Annotated in this window: 25 protein-coding genes and 1 other RNA gene; 5 read left to right on the forward strand and 21 right to left on the reverse strand. The window is 28.1% G+C overall.

Annotation, left to right across the window (positions count from 1 at the left end):
* Positions 1 to 65 precede the first annotated feature (65 nt).
* From EI71_RS04345 to EI71_RS04385, 9 genes are all read right to left on the reverse strand, one after another.
* Positions 66 to 1043: a protein kinase family protein gene (locus tag EI71_RS04345; protein WP_119016029.1), complete on the reverse strand. Its 978-nt coding sequence runs from the start codon at positions 1041 to 1043 to the stop codon at positions 66 to 68.
* Between the two features lie 18 nt (positions 1044 to 1061).
* Complete coding sequence (locus EI71_RS04350; RefSeq protein WP_162849763.1) at positions 1062 to 1892, reverse strand: SMP-30/gluconolactonase/LRE family protein; 831 nt, start codon at positions 1890 to 1892, stop codon at positions 1062 to 1064.
* A 65-nt stretch (positions 1893 to 1957) separates the two neighbouring features.
* Complete coding sequence (locus tag EI71_RS04355; protein WP_119016031.1) at positions 1958 to 2398, reverse strand: zinc ribbon domain-containing protein; 441 nt, start codon at positions 2396 to 2398, stop codon at positions 1958 to 1960.
* A 62-nt stretch (positions 2399 to 2460) separates the two neighbouring features.
* Positions 2461 to 2991, reverse strand: coding sequence for a hypothetical protein (locus tag EI71_RS04360; protein WP_119016032.1), 531 nt, complete (start codon positions 2989 to 2991; stop codon positions 2461 to 2463).
* Between the two features lie 21 nt (positions 2992 to 3012).
* Positions 3013 to 3942 (reverse strand): ABC transporter permease, encoded by a 930-nt coding sequence (locus tag EI71_RS04365; RefSeq protein WP_119016033.1) that lies wholly within the window; start codon positions 3940 to 3942, stop codon positions 3013 to 3015.
* Between the two features lies 1 nt (position 3943).
* Complete coding sequence (locus tag EI71_RS04370; protein ID WP_119016034.1) at positions 3944 to 4852, reverse strand: ABC transporter ATP-binding protein; 909 nt, start codon at positions 4850 to 4852, stop codon at positions 3944 to 3946.
* A 101-nt stretch (positions 4853 to 4953) separates the two neighbouring features.
* A complete protein-coding gene (locus EI71_RS04375) occupies positions 4954 to 5376 on the reverse strand; it encodes a DUF3021 family protein (RefSeq protein WP_119016035.1) in 423 nt (140 codons plus the stop codon).
* 9 nt (positions 5377 to 5385) lie between these two features.
* Positions 5386 to 5835: a LytTR family DNA-binding domain-containing protein gene (locus EI71_RS04380; RefSeq protein ID WP_119016036.1), complete on the reverse strand. Its 450-nt coding sequence runs from the start codon at positions 5833 to 5835 to the stop codon at positions 5386 to 5388.
* Between the two features lie 109 nt (positions 5836 to 5944).
* Entirely contained in the window at positions 5945 to 6964 is a 1020-nt protein-coding gene (locus EI71_RS04385; protein WP_119016037.1) for an alpha/beta fold hydrolase, read from the reverse strand.
* Positions 6965 to 7205: 241 nt separating this feature from the next.
* Between EI71_RS04385 and EI71_RS10140 the strand changes: the two genes are divergently transcribed.
* On the forward strand, positions 7206 to 7493 hold the full coding sequence (locus EI71_RS10140) for a transposase family protein (RefSeq protein WP_162849764.1): 288 nt from the start codon (positions 7206 to 7208) through the stop codon (positions 7491 to 7493).
* Here EI71_RS10140 and EI71_RS04395 read toward each other — a convergent pair.
* Together EI71_RS04395 and EI71_RS04400 are read right to left on the reverse strand one after the other, a co-directional pair.
* Entirely contained in the window at positions 7490 to 9004 is a 1515-nt protein-coding gene (locus EI71_RS04395) for an RHS repeat domain-containing protein (protein ID WP_119016039.1), read from the reverse strand. The genes EI71_RS10140 and EI71_RS04395 overlap by 4 nt on opposite strands.
* A 336-nt stretch (positions 9005 to 9340) precedes the next feature.
* The gene (locus EI71_RS04400) at positions 9341 to 11554 is read right to left on the reverse strand and encodes a hypothetical protein (RefSeq protein WP_119016040.1); all 2214 of its coding nucleotides are present in this window, start codon (positions 11552 to 11554) and stop codon (positions 9341 to 9343) included.
* 132 nt (positions 11555 to 11686) lie between these two features.
* On the opposite strand from EI71_RS04400, the gene EI71_RS04405 reads away from it, so the two are divergent.
* Positions 11687 to 11866, forward strand: coding sequence for a DUF1016 N-terminal domain-containing protein (locus EI71_RS04405; protein WP_119016095.1), 180 nt, complete (start codon positions 11687 to 11689; stop codon positions 11864 to 11866).
* An 81-nt stretch (positions 11867 to 11947) separates the two neighbouring features.
* On the opposite strand, the gene EI71_RS04410 is transcribed toward EI71_RS04405, so the two are convergent.
* Both EI71_RS04410 and EI71_RS04415 read right to left on the reverse strand, forming a co-directional pair.
* The gene (locus EI71_RS04410; RefSeq protein WP_119016041.1) at positions 11948 to 12748 is read right to left on the reverse strand and encodes a hypothetical protein; all 801 of its coding nucleotides are present in this window, start codon (positions 12746 to 12748) and stop codon (positions 11948 to 11950) included.
* A 218-nt stretch (positions 12749 to 12966) separates the two neighbouring features.
* Positions 12967 to 13347, reverse strand: a complete 381-nt coding sequence (locus tag EI71_RS04415) for a VOC family protein (protein WP_211321035.1) — start codon at positions 13345 to 13347, stop codon at positions 12967 to 12969.
* Between the two features lie 137 nt (positions 13348 to 13484).
* On the opposite strand from EI71_RS04415, the gene EI71_RS04420 reads away from it, so the two are divergent.
* Complete coding sequence (locus EI71_RS04420) at positions 13485 to 13793, forward strand: type II toxin-antitoxin system RelB/DinJ family antitoxin (protein ID WP_119016042.1); 309 nt, start codon at positions 13485 to 13487, stop codon at positions 13791 to 13793.
* Entirely contained in the window at positions 13783 to 14097 is a 315-nt protein-coding gene (locus EI71_RS04425) for a type II toxin-antitoxin system RelE/ParE family toxin (RefSeq protein WP_119016043.1), read from the forward strand. The genes EI71_RS04420 and EI71_RS04425 overlap by 11 nt, the downstream gene beginning before the upstream one ends.
* A 307-nt stretch (positions 14098 to 14404) precedes the next feature.
* On the opposite strand, the gene EI71_RS04430 is transcribed toward EI71_RS04425, so the two are convergent.
* From EI71_RS04430 to EI71_RS04440, 3 genes are read right to left on the reverse strand one after another with little or no spacing between them, the layout of a single operon-like run.
* Positions 14405 to 15223 carry an SIR2 family NAD-dependent protein deacylase gene (locus tag EI71_RS04430; protein WP_425453576.1) on the reverse strand — a complete coding sequence of 273 codons (819 nt, stop codon included), beginning with the start codon at positions 15221 to 15223 and terminating at the stop codon, positions 14405 to 14407.
* Entirely contained in the window at positions 15186 to 15932 is a 747-nt protein-coding gene (locus tag EI71_RS04435) for a macro domain-containing protein (protein ID WP_119016045.1), read from the reverse strand. The genes EI71_RS04430 and EI71_RS04435 overlap by 38 nt, the downstream gene beginning before the upstream one ends.
* On the reverse strand, positions 15932 to 16324 hold the full coding sequence (locus tag EI71_RS04440) for a pyridoxamine 5'-phosphate oxidase family protein (protein WP_119016046.1): 393 nt from the start codon (positions 16322 to 16324) through the stop codon (positions 15932 to 15934). The genes EI71_RS04435 and EI71_RS04440 overlap by 1 nt, the downstream gene beginning before the upstream one ends.
* 113 nt (positions 16325 to 16437) lie before the next feature.
* Here EI71_RS04440 and EI71_RS04445 point away from each other — a divergent pair, with 113 nt between their 5' ends.
* Complete coding sequence (locus tag EI71_RS04445; protein ID WP_119016047.1) at positions 16438 to 16773, forward strand: winged helix-turn-helix transcriptional regulator; 336 nt, start codon at positions 16438 to 16440, stop codon at positions 16771 to 16773.
* A 62-nt stretch (positions 16774 to 16835) separates the two neighbouring features.
* On the opposite strand, the gene EI71_RS04450 is transcribed toward EI71_RS04445, so the two are convergent.
* From EI71_RS04450 to smpB, 5 genes are all read right to left on the reverse strand, one after another.
* Entirely contained in the window at positions 16836 to 17042 is a 207-nt protein-coding gene (locus EI71_RS04450) for a helix-turn-helix transcriptional regulator (RefSeq protein WP_119016048.1), read from the reverse strand.
* Between the two features lies 1 nt (position 17043).
* The gene (locus EI71_RS04455; protein ID WP_119016049.1) at positions 17044 to 17370 is read right to left on the reverse strand and encodes a DUF6442 family protein; all 327 of its coding nucleotides are present in this window, start codon (positions 17368 to 17370) and stop codon (positions 17044 to 17046) included.
* Between the two features lie 460 nt (positions 17371 to 17830).
* Positions 17831 to 18544: an IS21-like element helper ATPase IstB gene (istB, locus tag EI71_RS04460; RefSeq protein ID WP_119016050.1), complete on the reverse strand. Its 714-nt coding sequence runs from the start codon at positions 18542 to 18544 to the stop codon at positions 17831 to 17833.
* A gap of 387 nt (positions 18545 to 18931) precedes the next feature.
* Positions 18932 to 19329, reverse strand: a transfer-messenger RNA (tmRNA) gene (ssrA, locus tag EI71_RS04465).
* A 53-nt stretch (positions 19330 to 19382) separates the two neighbouring features.
* Positions 19383 to 19832, reverse strand: coding sequence for an SsrA-binding protein SmpB (gene smpB / locus EI71_RS04470; protein WP_119016051.1), 450 nt, complete (start codon positions 19830 to 19832; stop codon positions 19383 to 19385).
* Positions 19833 to 19837 lie beyond the last annotated feature (5 nt).

Consider the following 19837-nt stretch of genomic DNA (forward strand, 5'->3'; position numbering starts at 1 on the left):
AAATAGATTTGAGGTATTCGGTTATTTTTCAAAGATAAGCGGTAAAAAAAGCCCTAAACAAAAGTCTAGAGCTTTTCTATGATTAAATTTAACAATTCAATAGCCTTATTTAAATCTTTATCCAGATAATAAATATAAGCCATTACATTTGGATACATGGATAATTGGCAAATCTTTCTATAATAATAAATTGTATTTTTTTCTAGTGTATTCAATTCATATTCTTTTAAAATAATATTTAATGCTTCTTCTTGTTTTAAAGTCCATTTTTTATAATATTCATTCGTATCTAAATGAATAAAATCCTCTTCTAGTTGCTCATTTGTCTCATTACAAAAGGCATTTATATTCACTTCTGTACCGGACAAATTAAAATCAATTAAGCCATAGAAATGGTCTTGAAATACTAATATATTCGATGGATTTAAATCTCCTTGTATTACACATCTTGGAAGTTCTTTATATACTTCTTTAATTCTTTCTCTCAAATATGAATTATATTTTAAAATGTCTTCTTTTAATTCCATAAGGCCTATACTTTCAAGCTTATTAGTTAAAAGAATTATGTTTTCTTCCTTTTCATCCATTTCATTATCTAAAGGAGATAAATCTATAATAGACCACATAGAATTCCATTTTACCAGGTCATAATTACTATATTTTTTGGCAAATTTACCTATAGAGGATAAAACCTCTTTATGTATAGAATCATAATTTATTTCATCAGATAATAAAGGATAATCTAAATATTCCGATATATAACAATAATATTTAGAATATTTTGTAATATATTTTCCATCCATTCTTTTTATGATTCTTGGAGTCATTATTTTAGTTTCAATATATCTTAAAGAAAGCCTATCTATAGAATCTATATAGTCTTCTTCTAGCTTATTTGTATTCATCCTAAGAACATATTTTTTATCTATTATAATATTTAATCTTATATCTTTTTCATCTATGGATGAATCGATCTCTGTTATTTCTTTATAACCATCTATTCCATAAAAATGAAGAATATTTAAAATAATACTTTTATCCAAAACAACCACTCCCAAAAATTATTTTAATTTAAAGAAATATTCTTTCCTGCCTAGATACTTTGTTTCAATTAAGAAGACATCTCCTCTATATGGATCCTTTTCATCTAAGCTTGCAGAAGTTACTATTATATCATTCTTCTTAAAAGTAAGGGATGTTATAAGCTTTGTAGGAAGATTTATAGTATCTAATAAGCCTCCATTTTGACTATCTCTAACTTCAATTCTAGCCCCACCCCATACTGCAACAAATAAATTATCATTTGAATCTATAGACATACCATCTGGTGTACCATCTACTTTAAATAAAACTTTTCTATTAGATATATTTCCACTTTCCAAATCAAAATCATATACATATACTTCTTTTAAAATAGAATCCACAAAATAAAAATGTTTATTATCTTTACTAAACGCCATACCATTAGCAAGCTTAACATTATCTTGTTTTAATATGATTTTTCCATTATCAAATAAATATAATGCTCCTCCAGGGAGATAATTTCCATTATCTGTAATTACAGTAAACCATAACCTTCCTAACGCATCCGCTTTCGCATCATTACATCTTTGGCCACTCTTCATAATAGATTCTAAGCTAATATAATCAATTATCTTAGAATCTTTATATAAAAACATTTTGGTTTCACCTAAAACAATAAAGTTTGATGTTTTATCAATAGGTATTGCTGCAGAGACCTTTTCATTAAATACTATTTCTTTATAGCTAGAATCTAAAATACATAATTTCTTACCTACAATATCTACCCATGAAATTTGATTCAATTCTTCTACATAATATGGTCCTTCACCTAATATATTTTTATTTTTATTTATTATTTTATAATCCATATATATCGCCTCAAGAAAATTATATAAAAATAAAAAGGCTATGACAATAATCATAGCCATAATACTTATTTATTCCAATAAGATAGATTTGGTAATACATTCTTTAAATAGCTTCTTGCTTGATCTTCTGTAAATGCTTCATTTGCCATATGCTTCACGCATACTTCGATTAAATCATCTAAATTATTATAAGTATACTTTCCATTCGAATAGCACCATTTACAATAATCCTCGTTAAATTCTCCATTTACCTCTTTAGAAATAAATTCATCCTCTAAAGGCATTCCACAGCACTGACAAATTAATTTCTTTGGAGAGCCAAGTAAAGTATTTATAGAAACATTAAATAATTTAGATAATTCCTTTAATGTTTCTGTATTTGGTAATGTTTCTCCATTTTCCCATCTTGAAACTGCTTGACGAGTTACATAAAGCTCGGTTGCAAGCTCCTCTTGGCTTAGGTTCATTTTCAATCTTAAATCTCTAATTACATCTTTTGTTTCCATCTTATCACCTCTAGCTTTATTGTACTTTATAATTCAAATTTCCTCAAGCAACAAGCTGTTGCCTATACATGAATTCCTTTATTTGTCCATACTTGAGCTTCAATATATCTTTCTGGTCCATGCTTTCCATCATTATTCCATATATTTGGATAACCATACTTATCTATCATTTGTAATATTTCAGAATAGGTATATACTTTTTTTCTATATTCTTTATTATCTAATACCTTATTAGAAAATGTTGGATAAGAATCTCCATAAGTAAAAGATATATAATTCATATCTAAATCTTTAATATCTATTTCTATATGAGCAGGATTTATAAACCATTCTTCTAGCCATTTTACTTCTTCCACCACAAAATAATTGGGATGTGATATTTCTACCTTGCCACCCTTTTTTATAAAATCTTCTTTTAATAGTTCTTCCAAATGAAATCTATTTTCCATATAGGCTTCATCTCTTTTTGCACAAAAGGAATTTGGGGATTCCTTCTTTATTTTATTTATCACTTGGTTTGCTTCATCTAAAGATAAATTGGATAAGCTTTTTAGTGGACCATATCTTTTGTCATAATAATGGAATAGCTTCATATTAAATCCTCTTTTAATATATTATACTCTTTTCATTGTTTTTTTATATAATAATACATTTAATCCAAAGGCAAACATTAAGGAACCGGATGTATATATCATCATAAACTCTTTTGATGTTATATAACTAAACATGTTTAAATTTAAGGAGAAGGTATTATTTATCATTAAAGCAAACATTCCATTATCTACTCCATTTAAGGATATATTCATATGATTTACTATATCACTCATTAATAGGTTTCTGTATAAGCATGCAATATGAGACCCAGGTACAATAGATAAAATACTTTGTAATGTATCATTAATACTTCCAAGAGGAATATATGCCCCTACAACAAAGCCTACTGCAGCAGATACAATTCCAGAAAATGCAGCAAGCGCGGATGTCTTTTTGAAAAAGGATACAATAACCATCATAATAATAGTTGCTGAAGCTGAAGCTAAAATAGTTACTAAATATAATAATAGAATAGTACTAAAGCTTAAATATAAGTTACCAATTATATTTAATACAATTAAACCTACGGTTAAAATAGATGCATTTATGATTAATGTATTTAAGAATGCACCAGTAAAATAAGATAGAATTACAATATGTCCTTTCACTGGGCTTGAACCATAGTCATAATCAATTTTAAGTGATTTATCCGACACCATAATATGTAATGAATTTAGAGCAACAGTAATTGATGATGTTGAAAGTATTCCTGCAAGTAACCAAGAATCTAAAATAGAATTTACATCATTTATTGAAACATATTCTTCTAATCCTTCTATAGATTCCTTTATACCAGATAAATATGTATTCTTTAAGAATACAACATATAAGAAAAATACAATTAATGGGGATAGCATAGAAAAGAATAATGTTGATTTATCCTTGAAAAATAATAATATATTTCTTTTAGTCATTCCTAAATAGGAATAAAAATTTCCCTTTAGCTTCATATTAATCTAAGCTCCTTCCTGTTACATTTAAGAAAACATCATCCATGTTTCCTTTAATTAATTCATAATCCTTAAGAAATTCTCTTTCCTTAGATAGAAAATCAATAATGGATTCATTATTCTTATAATTGATTCTGTAGGAATCTAAATTATAAGTATAATCCAATTTATATTTATTTAATAATTCTTGATTTAAAGTATTATCTTCTGTATGCCATATAAGCTTATTACATGTATATTGATTTTTTAACTTATTAGGGCTACCTTCTGCAGCAATATGACCATGATCTAGGATTACTACATAATCTGCATCTTTAGTTTCTTCCATATAATGAGTGGTTAAGAAAACAGTTAAATTATTTTCTTTTCTTAAGCCATTGATAATATCCCAAACCATTCTTCTAGTCTTAGGATCTAAGCCTGTTGTTGGTTCATCTAAGAATAATAATTTAGGCTTATGTATCAAAGCTCTTGCAATATCCACTCTTCTTCTTTGTCCACCAGATAGGCTTTCATATCTTTTATTCATAATATCTTCAAGTTCTAATTCCTCTTTAAGCTCTTCAATTCTATTTAAAGCCACTCTTTTACTATAGCCATAATAAGCACATCTACTCATTAAATTTTCCTTAACGGTTAATACATTATCTAATATAGAGCCTTGGAATACAATTCCAATTCTTTTTTTTATTTCTTCCTTATCCTTATCTATATCTAATCCATCGATATATACTTCACCACTTGTTTTAGATAATACAGTACATAAGATATTTATGGATGTGGATTTACCAGCACCATTTTCACCTAAGAAGGCGAATAATTCACCTTCATTCACTTTAAATGAAATCCTATCTACTGCTAAAAAATTCTTATAATATTTTACTAAATTATTTACTTTAATTATTTCCATCACTCATTCACCTCAGCTATATTCTAGCAATTTAAAAATCAAAAAAAAGCAACTTGGAAGTAAGTTGCTTTTATATATAAGTAAGTTGCAAATAGACCTATCTATTCTGCATCATGGAAATTCTTTAATGCTTCATTTATTCTATTTGAATCCTTTTTTTCACTAATATATGTAGATATAAATACAATAAGATATACCGTAATAAATATTGCAAAAACAATTAAAATACCACTCCATTCACTCCACCATTTAAAGAAATAGCCTAGAGTATATACAATGATAAGTAATAATATGAAATGAATTACACCACGAATGATTATTTCTTTTTTCGATAATTCTTTTTTCGATACATAAACTAAGGACGCAAGTGAGGTTAAAAGAGATACTAATAGTATTTGAAAAGGCATATACCAGCCCCAAGAATCATAATCCTTAAGTATTAAGCTCATTAATCCCATTCCAAGTAGCATGCCTGTTGTAATCATGAAGAATTGAGATATGATTTCTGTTATAATTTTTCTCATAAGAACCTCCTATATACCTAAAATTTCTTTTAATGTGGGAACATATTGTCTAGATATAATAACCCTTTCCCCATTAAATAGCTTGGCTTCAAATCTTCCATTAAATGCTGGAGTCACACAATCTATTTTACTGTAATGTAAAATAATTGATTTAGAGCACCTAAAAAAGGATAATCCCTTAACCATTTCTTCTATTTCATATAGCTTAAGCTTAGATTCATAAAAATCATCCTTGCAATAAATGAATGTTTTATTCTCTGTAGCTTCTATATAATAGATATCCTTAAATCTTATAGAATAAATATCTTCACCCTTAACGCCAGTAATAGAATTTGTTTTTATATCTCTTTCCTTTAATTTATTAACTAAGGATAAAACATCATCATTAATCTCATGGCATTTAATGATAATTTCTTCATTCTTTTCTTTATCTATTTGTTCAATACTTATCTTAAACATATTATCACCATCCTTAATCTATCATTTTCTTGTGATTATTGGCAAGAGTTTTTAAGTAAGTTACAAAAATTAGGTACCGAGTTGCAAAAAAATGCCTAAAAATTAGGCATTAATGTAATAAATAGCTATAGGTGGTTGGATTAAAGAATACCTGTGAATGAGTATATCCATTATAAGTAATTACTTCTGAATCTTTAAATCTAGGTATTAATTCTTTTGTTGAAGAATTTGGAATTACTTTATCACTAAGAGAATAAAGAATTGTCGTTTTACAATTAATATTTGGGGCTCTATCATATGAATTAAATTTAAATCTTACACAAAGCTCAAGAGGGCCATAGAATACAGGAGTAACATTATTCATTGCAGCACTAAATTTATGATATGGTGCAAATAAAACTAAATTAGCTACTGGATACTTTTCAGCCGCATAGCAAGCAACACCTGTACCAATAGAAAATCCTGCAACCCTAATTTGGCTATAGGTATAGCCTTCAACATCAACTAAATAAGACATATAAGCATCTACTTCTTTATATATAGTTTCTTCATTTAATCTACCTTGATTATCCATAAACATTGGATAATCCATAACTAAAAGATTTCTACTTGAAGAATCTAATCTATATTCTAAATAATTAAATGCTTGTGTAGATGTCATCGAATTACCACAAAATAAAATAGTAACCTCTGGTAGATTCTTATCATAATAAAGGGAAGTATATGTATTAGAATCGACATCTACTTTTACTTCTTTAATATATTCATTTGTAAAAGATAAACTCCCCTTTCTTGGAAAAAAGGATACCCCCGGTGCAACTGCATACATAGAATAAACAAAAGTATATATAAGCTCAAAGGCTAGTGTTAATGAAAATGTAATCCATTTTCTTTTTCCTTTAGTATTCTTTAAATAGAATACCGTAAATACAATAATTACAGGAATTAATACTGTAACAGGGATTAATAAAAACCAAGTTTTACGAAAAATACCCATAAAATTTAAAGAATTAGATCCACTTAAAATATAAAATACCTGTCCTAAATCAATATATAAAAATAAAACAAAGAACAATAATGTAAATAATAAAACTAAAATAGATAATATATGTTTTTTAATAAACTGCATAATAACTCTCCTTAAACACTTCTTAATTATAACACAAATTATTCAAACGAATTAAAAAAACCTATCATAGATGTTTTATACCGGTTCTTTAAATTATAAGGTAGGTAGTTATCACTTAAAATTTAAGGTAGTTATTATATTTCATACCTACTTCCAATCGGAGGTAGGTATTTTCTTTATAAAAAAATGATCTCCTTTTATAATTAGAATTGTCGAGAAACCATTTAAGAAAGGAGATCAAATGTATTATAAATCATTATTAGAAACTTTAAAAGATGAAGGAGATAATAGAATTAGAGTAGAGGATGAATTCTCTTCTAACGACGAATATAGAGTTGAGATAACACTAATTCCAAAAGATATAAATATATGTCCCTCTTGTAATTCAACTAATGTAATAAAATTTGGTAAAAAAGATAGAACTATCAAAGATGATTTCATATCGAATAGGCCTACATTTATTACTCTATTTTATAATAGGCTAAAATGTAATAATTGCCATAAAATGTTTAATGATACACTTAATTAATGCTTTATAGGATTTGAAACCTCTGTATAGGATATAAAATTAGTTCCTTCATAATTCCATTCAAATGAATAAAACAATTCCATAGCTAAACCATTTCTATAATACTCTTCATACTTTACTACAAGTCCATTAGAATCATAACCATATACCTCTTTATAGGATTCATTTGAAAGACCATTATCTCTATAAGATTCCTTCTTTTCTAATAAGTTATTAAATGAATCATATGTATAATCAATAACCAAATCTGTTCCACTCTCGTTTTTATAAGATTCACTTAAAATTAAATTGCTATTTTCTTTATAGGTATATATTCTTTTTCCATAAAACACATCTACATCATTATCATCGTAAAAATATTCACTTTCAGATATAATACGATTTAAATCATCATATTCATATACATTTTTTGTTCCTCTGCTTCTATTAGAACTAATATGCTCCTTACCATTATCATGATAATAGTATTCATCTTCAGAAAGAATATCTCCACCAAACTCTAAATAATAATAAGTATCATGTTCATAAACTAACTTATCCTGTTCATATCTATACTCTTTCTTACAATCTATTGGTCTTGATGAAGTCCAACATAATTGTTGAGCCATCTTCTGATTGCTAGTATATTTCATAGTTTCTAATATTAAATGGTTATCATCATCATATTCATAACTAAAATCAGAATCTAACTCTATTCCCCATGAATAATATTTTTCATTTAATAAATTATTATTTGAATCATATGTATACTCATGATAAGTCTCTAATTCACCATTCTTATCCTTATAGTCTTTTCTAATCAAGTTTAAGGATGAATCATAAGTAAAATCTACAACATTCCTTAAAGTATATTCTCCAGTCCCATAAGAATCATAAGAATGTACTATTTTTTCTATCTTATTATTATCATTATAAGTAAAATCTTGTTTACTATAAGAACCATAATCAAGGTCTATTTGAGTTATTTTATTCCCATTAGTATCATATAAACACTCATGTTTAATTGTACTTAGGGTATCCTCTTCCCACTCTCCGTCTTTTAAATCATATTCTGTTACAGTATAGGAATATTTTAAATCATTAAATTCATCTTCAATTAAAAACAAATAAGATGAATTTTCCTTTAACCACCTATCTATATTTCCATCTTCAACATCTACAACTATTTTATAAACATTACTTTTATCATAAGTACCTATAGAAGACTCAGTCACAGAATGTATATTAGTGCAATATTCTGTGAATCGATTATTTTCTATATCTAAAACTGTCCTAGTTAGAAATCCACCATCAAAATAGCTACAAACTAAACAGTTACCAATTACAGCAGCATTACAATCCTGGTTTAGCTTATAGCTCTTTTTTACTCCATTTTGAAATGTAGCATCATATGTATAATACCCATCTACTACTTCTTTTTGATAACCAAAAGTATCAGAAGCCTCCCCACAGCTAGATAATGCTAGCACAGATGCTCCTATTAAACAAAGTCCAATAAAACGATTCTTCATATTAACTCTCCTCTCATAACCTCGTTATATCCTTCTTTATTCTACCACTATTTATAATAAAAAATAAGCTCAATTCTTTAGACAACTTTTTAAATGTGTCTAATTTATTGAGCTTATATTATTTAATCTTTTATTCGTTTACTTGTGAACTATATTTATAGTTTCCTGATTAATCTTTAGGCTATAGCCATAGCTCATATGTATCACTTGTAATACGAGTAATGTAAGGTATAACCCTACTTCAATAAGTAAGTATGCTTTTAATCTATTTCTCATTTTGAATCACTTTTTATATTTCATTTTACCATAAAATGAAGCATAAGCTCTAAATCATTTTTACACGATAGAGAATATGAAGAAATATTCACCGAAGACATCATTATTGAAGCCCCAGTGCTCATCGTCAGACCAATACCAATGAGATTCACTGTATCTTGCGTATGCACTTACTAGGTTTTGATTATCTAATGCACCAGTTTCACTAGATATGATATCTCCATAGGACATCTTTCCGCTCCAGTACTTTGATTCACAATTGAAATCAGAATAGCGATATTTGTATTCCTGGCCTAGATTGAAGTAATATCCATCATTATTACCACAGCATGCACATCTTAGCTTGAAGGAATCAGAATCTCTTAAATCTCTAATATTATAGGATGTAAGAATTCTTGCAAGCTTGTATACAGTTCTTCCACTATTGAATACTCTATATAATAAATCAATTCCATCGTAGGATACAATATTATTTGCTGCTAAATAATGGATTAAGGTATCTTCCTTTGTAACACCAATGTTTCTTAATAGGCTATAACGAGTTGATATCGCGCGCATGTTGGTATAATTTACAAACTTAATAGAATTAACATCAACAAGATTACCACAGATGTTTGCTCCATCATAGCTTAGATTATTCCTTAATTCAAAGCTTGCATGGAAGGTTGGACTATTACCTAGGTTTGTGAAGGATACTTGAGCATAGGCATGATATAAATCACCTTTAATCTTATTCTTTGCGATATAGCTATAATTATCATCCACCTTCATTTGTCCATCATATTTAGAGCTAATGTAGTCTGCAGCATTCATGTAGGCTTGTCCAATCTCCTTTGTATAATTAATCTTTTGGGCGATGCATGCTGCTTGTGCAACACATAGATACTGATCTAGATTTAGCTTAATTGCTGCAAATAAATCACGAACAATTTTCTTTGTTTCAAAGCTAAAATTGTAGATATATTCTAATCTAGATACATAAGAATTAATTACACTTTCAAAATTAATACCTGCAATTGCCTTTGCATAGGATACGAAATTATTTACCAATTGTAATACATCTCTATGCATTACCTCATTTTCCTTTGTTAAAACCTCTTGATTTACAATGTCACAAATGGTCTTATAAATATCCTCAACAACCACATCTAGGCTTCTACCCTTTGGTAGGGTTACTCCATTTAATGCAGCCTTGATATCCTTATTCATTGCAAGAGGGAACTTATCATCTACAATTTCCTTATTCTTCTTTAAATAATCGATAGAATTCTTAAATTCAGAAATTTTAAATTCAACCTTTTCCGCATTTGAAATGTCATCCTCAGATTTCATTAAAATATCATCCTTTCCATAATATACACATACATTATGAGGCTCGCTTACATATTTCTTGAAATACTGCTCGATAGAATCCTTATAAACTAATAAGTAATCCTCAATAGGCTTAACATAAGATGTTTGGAAGGCTTGAATATTTTGATTATATTGGTTTACCTTAACCTCATCGATCATAGCCTGAGTTCTTACAAATTCATCTAGAATTTCCTTTTGATTTGCATCAATTTGATTGCTAATTGCATCTATTTTTGCATCGATTACACCAAGCTCTCTAGAAACATCTGCAAGCGTTGGACCACTGGAAAGGAATGCATTACCTAGTGTAGTTGCAAGACCGAAGATACCGCCTGCAAATACAGATGGATTATTCGCTATATAACCAAGAATTGAGCTTGTGATATAATTTGCCATTTGAATACCCTTATTTGCTGTATCCCAGCCACCCTTTTTCTTAATGATTTCTTCTTCATACTTCGTTTGAAGCTCTTCCTTATTTGAAAAAATTCTTCCAACAGCATAGGCAAAGGAATTCTTCTTCAATGAATCTTTATGAACTAATACACCTATCTCTGTTACATCATCATCAAAGAATTCTATTGTAATTGCCTGATTGCTTGATTCATTTGTACTAGAAATAGGAATTAAATGATCCTTTATATCCTCATATTTCATGTATCCCTTAACATTATTTACCTTAGATAAATCAAATAATAATATATTATCCTTGGATACTATGTTTTTGAACACTGGATTTTCAGATGTAATATCCATTTCATATTTTGTTGAATCCTTCTTCGATACCTGAGCATTAAGCTCAATAAATTCAGAAGCATCCTTTTTACTATATTCCCACTTACTTCTTCCACAAGAAGCTAGTGCACATGTAGTAATTGTAGCAAATAATAATGATATAATAATACCCATTCTTTTTTTCATACTATTACTTCCTTTCCTTAAGTTTTTTTATAATATAGTTTTTATTTAGAATGACTCACTTGTATTAAGATTTCATTTCACTTCCCTTAATACAGCCATAGTATATAAAATAGTCGTTGCAAAATGTGAGCAATAAAAAAACATTCCTACTCTGTCCAAAACTTAAATTATATGTCACAAATAGCTTGTGAATATACAATTGGTGAAATTAGCCACCAACTTGGTGGCCAAATCCCATGGAGAACATTAATAGAAATAACAAGCAAATCTAAATCTCATGAAGAAATGTTATTCTATATTAAAGAAAGCTAAATAAAAAACCTTGATACGATTGTATCAAAGCTATTGTTTCGATATGGTGGAGCATACCTTAGTTATACCGAGTCACCAATATTATGCATAACTAGCGGCTGCCATAATTAAAAACGCAACAATTACTACTACTATGTAGGAAGGCATAGCATAAATAGCATAATAAGTTGAATTAACAACTCTTTGTCCTATATCTGGAATACTATTTTGATTTATTATGAGTAAAAAAACAAATACAACTCCCCAATATACTAGAGAAAAAATCACAGATACTATTAGTGATTTTTTTCTTGACCCATCCATTCCTAAGGACAAGAAAAAACAACTCACAAGCATAAACACTATCGAAAACACTGCCATAAGAATATTAAGCCATTTCAAGTTAATTAAATTATACAGAAAAAAGCAAATAGAACTTAAGCCTAATCCTAAAACAATATTTAACGCCAAATAAATGTTTTCTTTAGAATCTTTTACTCTATGATTTGTATTTATTCCTTCTGGAACAAATGAAATTCGTATTCTAAATACTTGAGTAATTTCAACAAATATATTTATGTTTCTATCTGAGGTACATACGTAATTATCAACCATAGCCATAGTGTCATGATTAACAAATAAATAATTTCTTTTTAATTGATCTCTAATTGCTGAAGAATCATCTGGGTTTTCAGATTCACAAAAAAAAGATAAGAAAAGTATTTTATCCTTCTTATATTCAGCATACCACTTTTGTGTTTCGTTCTCGAAGTGCGTTTCGAAACATATGGTATTATTCGCATCTTTATAAGGTATTCCATATTCCTTTAAAGATTTTTCTAGATTTTTTTTGCGACTTGAAAAAATAAAATCATATATTATAAACTTAGACTCTTTCATCATCGCATCACAACCTTCTCTTCAATCAATTATAGCATTTTTATATAGATAGTAGAATAAAAAGTCCCCTTAGTTTCCTTGATTTTCTCTATTACAACATTAGGAGACTTCGCTCTAATCTTATCTATAATATCTCTAGCAAGCAAAAAACGAACCCTTAAATTATCAAGAATTCGTATTCAAATCTATTAGTGAAGCGTACTCTTTTAAACCCGAACCCACTAACTATTAATCTCTTGAAAAAATTCTATTTCTTCTCCAATCGGTCCTTTTACAAAAGAAATAATTGCTTTAAGATGTGATAAACATATTTCTTTTGGTTTTGTTATGACATCATACCCAGCATTTCTAACTCTCTCAGTCAATGATTTAGTATCGGTAACAGATAAAGCAAAATGTCTAATCGTTCCTTTTGGACTTACTTCTCCATTATGAAATATTTCAATTATACCTGATCCTGTATCAATCATTATTCCGGTATCCCATTCATTACATACATCTAATTCCAATATATCTCTATAAAAATAGAATACCTTATCTATTTCAGTATTACTACATTTCATAGAAATATGATGAATACCTTTAATTAAACTATTACTCACTTTAATCACCCACAATGCTATAAACAAATATATTCTACAATATTATTTTATTATCATCAAGTATAGTAAACATTTGCATTACACTGTATTGATTTTGTTATATTATTAAACTATAATATAACTAGAGGTGATTATCAATGCAAAAAGATGCAACTATTTCATTACGCATAGATTCAGATTTGAAAAATGATGTTGATAAAATATTAAAAAGTCTAGGAATCCCTATGACAACTGCAATTACTATGTACTTCAATCAAATAAAAATGAGAAATGGCATTCCATTTACACCTGTTATTTCAAATATTCCTAAAGCATATGAAGATTATACCGAAGATGAAATTGCTTTAATGTGTGATAAAGCAATTGAAGAACATAATAATGGTACTACTATTTCAAGTGAAGATGTAGAATTAAATTTAAGGAAGAAATTTAATAATGCAATATAAAATTGAATATTCTTCTTTAGCAAATAAAAGCTTAAATGAAATATATGATTATATTGCTGATATATTACTTGAGCCTAAAACTGCACAAAATATAGTTCTTGGAATTATTTCTACAATCAATTCTTTAAATGAATTACCAAAAAGACATAAATTATGTGATGAAGATTTCTTGAAAAATAAAAACATTAGATCAACACATTTTAAAAATTATAAAATTTTATATTTTATTGATGATAATTCTTTTACTGTAACAATAGTAAATATATTCTATTCAAAAAGAAACATTAATAATGTAATTATCTAAGTGGAGGTTGACTCCACTTTTTTATATTAGGGTTCTAACGGTCCCCCTTTACTGTCAGAGAACCCAAACCCAATATAATTAAGATATTAAGAAACAAAAAAAGGATTTTTCTTTTCGACTTATGTGCAAAATATGCACATATACGTCTTGAAAAATCCTTATTTTTTAAACGACCCAATACTTTTGTGGGTTCGGTTTTTGACTATTTGCCTATGATAAATTATTTTAATACAAGAATGAACACACCAACCACAAAAAGTGAACACCCCTTTAGGGATTTGCCCCATCGCTTACTAATGAATAAAAACTAAATATACTTTTCTATATTATCTTTTACAGAATATGATTGATTTTTTATTTCATTTGGAACATATGGATTAGAATAATCAATGCATATATATTTAGCGTTTTTATTTTGGTATGTCATTTGCATAAAAGGATATTTAATCCATACAGGTGTTGAAAAACCAACTCCCAATTCCAAAAACAATATCTTTTTATCTTTATTTTTTAGAATAAATTCATCGTATCTATGCTTTGCGTTATGCCATCCTATATCTTCTACAAATGTATCATCACATCTTAGATTGGTAGTCATTACTCTTCCACATTTAGGACATTTGGGAATTAAAGACGAAGGAATTTTATTATCTTTTATTTGTTCAACCATTTTTAAGACATATTCTTTATTATCATAAGTTTCTTTTGAACATGGCTTGCTACATTGAAATAAGCCATAGTCACCTTGCATATAAAATAGTCTCGTCTTATCAAATCCTGCGAGCTGGAATTGATGATCTACATTAGTAGTTATTACAAAATAATCCTTGTTCAGAACAAGTTTTAATAACCTTTTATATAAATCCTTAGCTCCAAATTTATACCTATTTAAATATATCATCTTAGACCAATATGCCCATTTTTCTTCTTCTGTATCAAAATCATGAAATCCAGCGCTATACATATCCTGATAGCCATATTCATCATACATATATTTAAAGTTATCCATGAATGTTTTGCCACCATACTCAAATCCTGCAGCACTAGATAAACCAGCGCCAGCACCAATTACTACCGCATCAGCATCATTAATAAGCTTTATTAATTCTTCTTTCGTAAACACTATAATCACCTTCACTAAATAGTACAAAAACAATTCTCTTTAGATTCTTATTTTCTTTTTCAAGATATTCTTTAGCTGTATTTATAGCAATTTCACTTGCTTTTTCTATTGGATAACCAAAGATACCTGTTGATATTGAAGGAAAGGCAATAGATTCTAATTTCATATCATCGGCCATTTTTAATGAGTTATAATAGCAATTTCTTAAATCTATAGCATCCTGCTTTAAATTATTATATATAGGACCTACAGTGTGAAAAATATATTTACTAGGCAAATTATATCCTTTTGTAACCTTACATAAGCCATTAGCCTCATCATGACCTTGATTATCCATAATTTCCATTAAATCTCTTCTTACCTTTAATCCTGCAAATGAATGAATTGCATTATCTACACATTTATGAAGTGGCTGAAAGCAGCCTAATAGTTTTGAATTACAAGCATTAACGATGACGTCTACCTTAAATAATGTAATATCACCTTTAGCTATTGATATACCATTATCAAAATCAATTATATCTATAATAGTTTTTCTAGATAAAATGCTTTTTAATACTTTTTCTTCTTTTTCGTAATATTCATCGGATAAATCATACGGCATAGTTATATTCATAAGCGATCTAAATTGGTTTTCTTTAGTGTCACCTAAATTATAAATAATATGATTATATTCCTTTAAATAATTGATGCACCAATCAATTTCATTCACTATTTTATTTCCTCAGGTGCTGCATAAAAATTATATTTTAATGCTTTTACATTTGTTAATTTATATACTACAAATCTTCCATCATTTGGCTTATATAATTGTGATGGACCTGTAGGATCATTTAAGACAGACTCTTGAGCTTCAACTCTTTCATCTAATTCTAGGGTTGCACTTACTCTTAACCATGTACCACCATCATACATACCAGATAACTCAATCTTTGGATTTTTAGAAATTTGAGAATAAATCTCCTTATGCTTACCTGTGCATATATATGCATTACCTTCAAATTCTGCAATGCTAGAAAATGGTCTAACTCTAGGCTGATCATCTTCTACAGTTGCAATATAAAATATTTTTACTTTCTTTAATTCTTCTACTACTCTATTCATTATATATTCACCTCTTTATTTATTTACAATTATAATATATAATATTTGTATCAAAATTAAAAGTACGCACTAAAAAGTGGTATAGTGTCAAAAATGATACTATGGAGGTAATTATGATTAACAATAACAATTTACCAGCTTGTCCTGTAGAAACAACTTTATCCATAATTGGGGATAAATGGAAGGTTTTAATATTAAGAGATTTACATATGAAAGGCACATTAAGATTCTCTGAATTAAAAAAATCTATAGTTGGAATAACTCAAAAAATGCTTACTCAACAGCTACGTGAATTAGAATCAGATGGAATAATTCATAGAGAGGTATATCCTGTAGTTCCACCAAAAGTTGAGTATTCATTAACTCCACTAGGAGAAACTTTGAAACCAATATTAGATTCATTAACAAATTGGGGAATATATTACAAAGAAAACATAAATAAAAGGTAATTTAATTTATATAACTTATCTTTGAAAAGAAAAAAGCCGATAAAAATACCGACTTTTAAACGTTAAAAATAAAATAATTCTTCAAATTTTTTATCTAATGCCACACATAATAATAAAGCAAGCTTTGCTGTTGGTTCATACTGACCAGTTTCTATTGAACTAATTGTATTTCTGGAAACACCTACTAATTTTGCCAAATCATTTTGTGATAATTTTTTTTCTTTTCTAATTTGAGATAAATTATTATGTAAAGTTAATTCTTTATCCATATTATAAAACTCCACATAATTGTAAAATCCAAAGAACAAGCATGCTAATTGATAAAACGCCCCAAATAATTAAAGGTATTAATTCATGTTTTTTTCTCAATTTAATGTATTTAACTAAAAAAATAACAAATGCCATAGAAAATAAAGCAAAATCAGCTCCTCTATTTACATTATGTAATACAAATCCATTGATTGTATCAACTAAGATAATTAAAATAACACCAACTGAATATGCAATCCAACTACCATCGTTTCGTGCAGATTTATCAGCAAGATCCTTTCCTTTATTTTCTTCTTGTGCCTTTAGCAATATTTCATCTTTATTCATTTTATTCCTCCTAATGCATTACTGCCAAGTTAACTTTGCAACTTTATTATACATTGTGCCAAGCATACTTGTCAACATTTTTTATGAAAAATTTATAAATTTATAAGTAGACAGAAAAAGTGTGCTTCACTTTTTTTATATTAGGGTTCTAACGGTACCCTTTTACTGTCACAAAACCAAACCCAATATAATTAAGATATTAAGAAACAAACAAAAAAGGATTTTTCTTTTCACCATATGTGCGAAAATATGCACATATACTTCTTGAAAAATCCTTATTTTTTAAAACGAACCAATACTTTTGTGGGTTCGGTTTTTGACTATTTGTCAAAGTAGAGATGTTTTAATAAAATTTTAGCACCCTATCTCGTATTAAAGTCAATATAAAAATGAACAATTAAGGTACAGTTATTTTGTACAATTATCAATCAATATAACAATCCCCTAGGGGATTCGCGGACTACTTTTCAATGAAGTAGTCTTTTGTTCTATATGACGGACCATTAATGGTTATCACCTTTGAATGATGTAATAATCTATCTAATATAGCATTAGCAAGTACTGCATCGCCAAAGATTTCATGCCATTTATTTAGTGGCTTGTTAGAAGTGATGATAGTTGATTTCTTTTCATATCTTTTAGAGATGAGTTGAAATAAAAGATTAGAAGCTTCTATATCCATTGGAAGATATCCAACTTCATCGATTATTAATAAACTATAAGAAAAGAAATGTTTAAGTCTGGTTTCGAGTCTGTTTTCTAATTGTGCCCTTTTCAGTTGAAGACACAGCTCATGGCAAGTTATAAAATATGTTGATCTACCATTTGTCGCAGCTTCAATACCAGTAGAGGTTGCAAGATGAGTTTTACCGACTCCTGGCATACCTATAAATAGAATGTTTGAATAATCATCAAAGAATCTAAGATATTTTAAATCCATTACTTCAGCCTTATTTAATTCTGGTTGAAAATCAAAGTCGAAATCATCAAATCTTTTAATATAAGGAAAATGTGCAGTAGTTATTACAGCTCTATCAGCCCTTTCCTTTTTAGCATTTATTTCAAGTGTTGTTAAATTATATAAAATTAACGCTTTAATACCATCATTAAATGTAGTTTCTTTAGATATTAATATTTGCACCTCTTTATTTTTATCAGACCACAATTTATTCATAGTTAATCACCTTCCAAATAATTAACTGTCTTTATGAATATAATTATATCATATAATTAGAGTTCAAAATAGTCGCAATGATAGAAAAATGTCCGAGTATAGGAAAAATGTCCGAGTACAAATCTTAAAAAAATATATAAAAAGTGATAATCGTTAAAAAGTATAAGTAAACGTTAAAAAGTATCACTAATCGTTAAAAAGTATATGCAATCGTTAAAAGGTGTGCGGTTCTAAAATTTTGTTTTGTAACAAAAAATAAAAAGGTACTTATATTTGCAATTTTTGAAGCATTAATAAACACCTTAAATATTCAATTTATGGCTTAACCAAGCCACTTTTATATAAAATACCTTAATACAAAATTGTATCAAAATATACTATTCATTATGGTGGAGATGATGGGAATCGAACCCATGTATGCAAACTAATTCAGTAGGCTTTCTACATGCTTATCTTACCATAAAACTTCATCAGCCCTAAGCTGGTAAGCCGACCAAAAACTGACTACACTCTATTAGATTCATTTTTATTGTTAGAGTAGCACAATAAAAGTATATTCTGCTAGAATAAAACCCAAAGCCAATACGCACAGAAAACATATTGGGTGGGCCGCTTATATTATATTAGCAAGCGTAAGCATAGTTAGCTGCACCGTTGTTACGAGCTGCTAAGAATGCATAATCATTTTCTTTTTCTGCGGTTATTTAAACCTCGACGTTTTTAACGGAGTCTACTCCGACATGCTTACATACCTTCATAACTCACAGCGAATCCAGTACATCCCCAAATTTATTTAATTGTTGCACTAACATTATACAGAAGTATTTAGAATTTGCAACTATTTAAAAGAATTTTTATAATCTCTTTCTTGATTACGCTTCGAATCTCTTTCTTTTATTGCTTCTCTTTTATCTGTTAGCTTCTTTCCTCTTGCAAGGCCAATTTCAACCTTAACTAAGGAACCTTCAAAATAGCAACGTAAGGCGACAAGAGTCAAGCCATCTAGCTTGATTCTTGTTGCTAGCCTTATACATTCCTTTTTATGTAATAATAATTCCCTAGATCTTAATTCATCATGATTAAATATATTACCAAATTCATATTTTGCAATAAACATGTTTACAATCCAAGGACGATTATTCTTCATAATGACATATGCATCATTAATATTACAGTGTCCTTCACGAATAGCTTTAATCTCTGTACCCTTAAGCTTAATACCAGCTTCGAATTTTTCTAGGATAAAATATTCAAATGTAGCTTTCTTATTGGTACAAATAACCTTCATAAACT

The organism is Anaeroplasma bactoclasticum, from assembly GCF_003550015.1.
GTDB classification, from domain to species: domain Bacteria; phylum Bacillota_I; class Bacilli_A; order Acholeplasmatales; family Anaeroplasmataceae; genus Anaeroplasma; species Anaeroplasma bactoclasticum.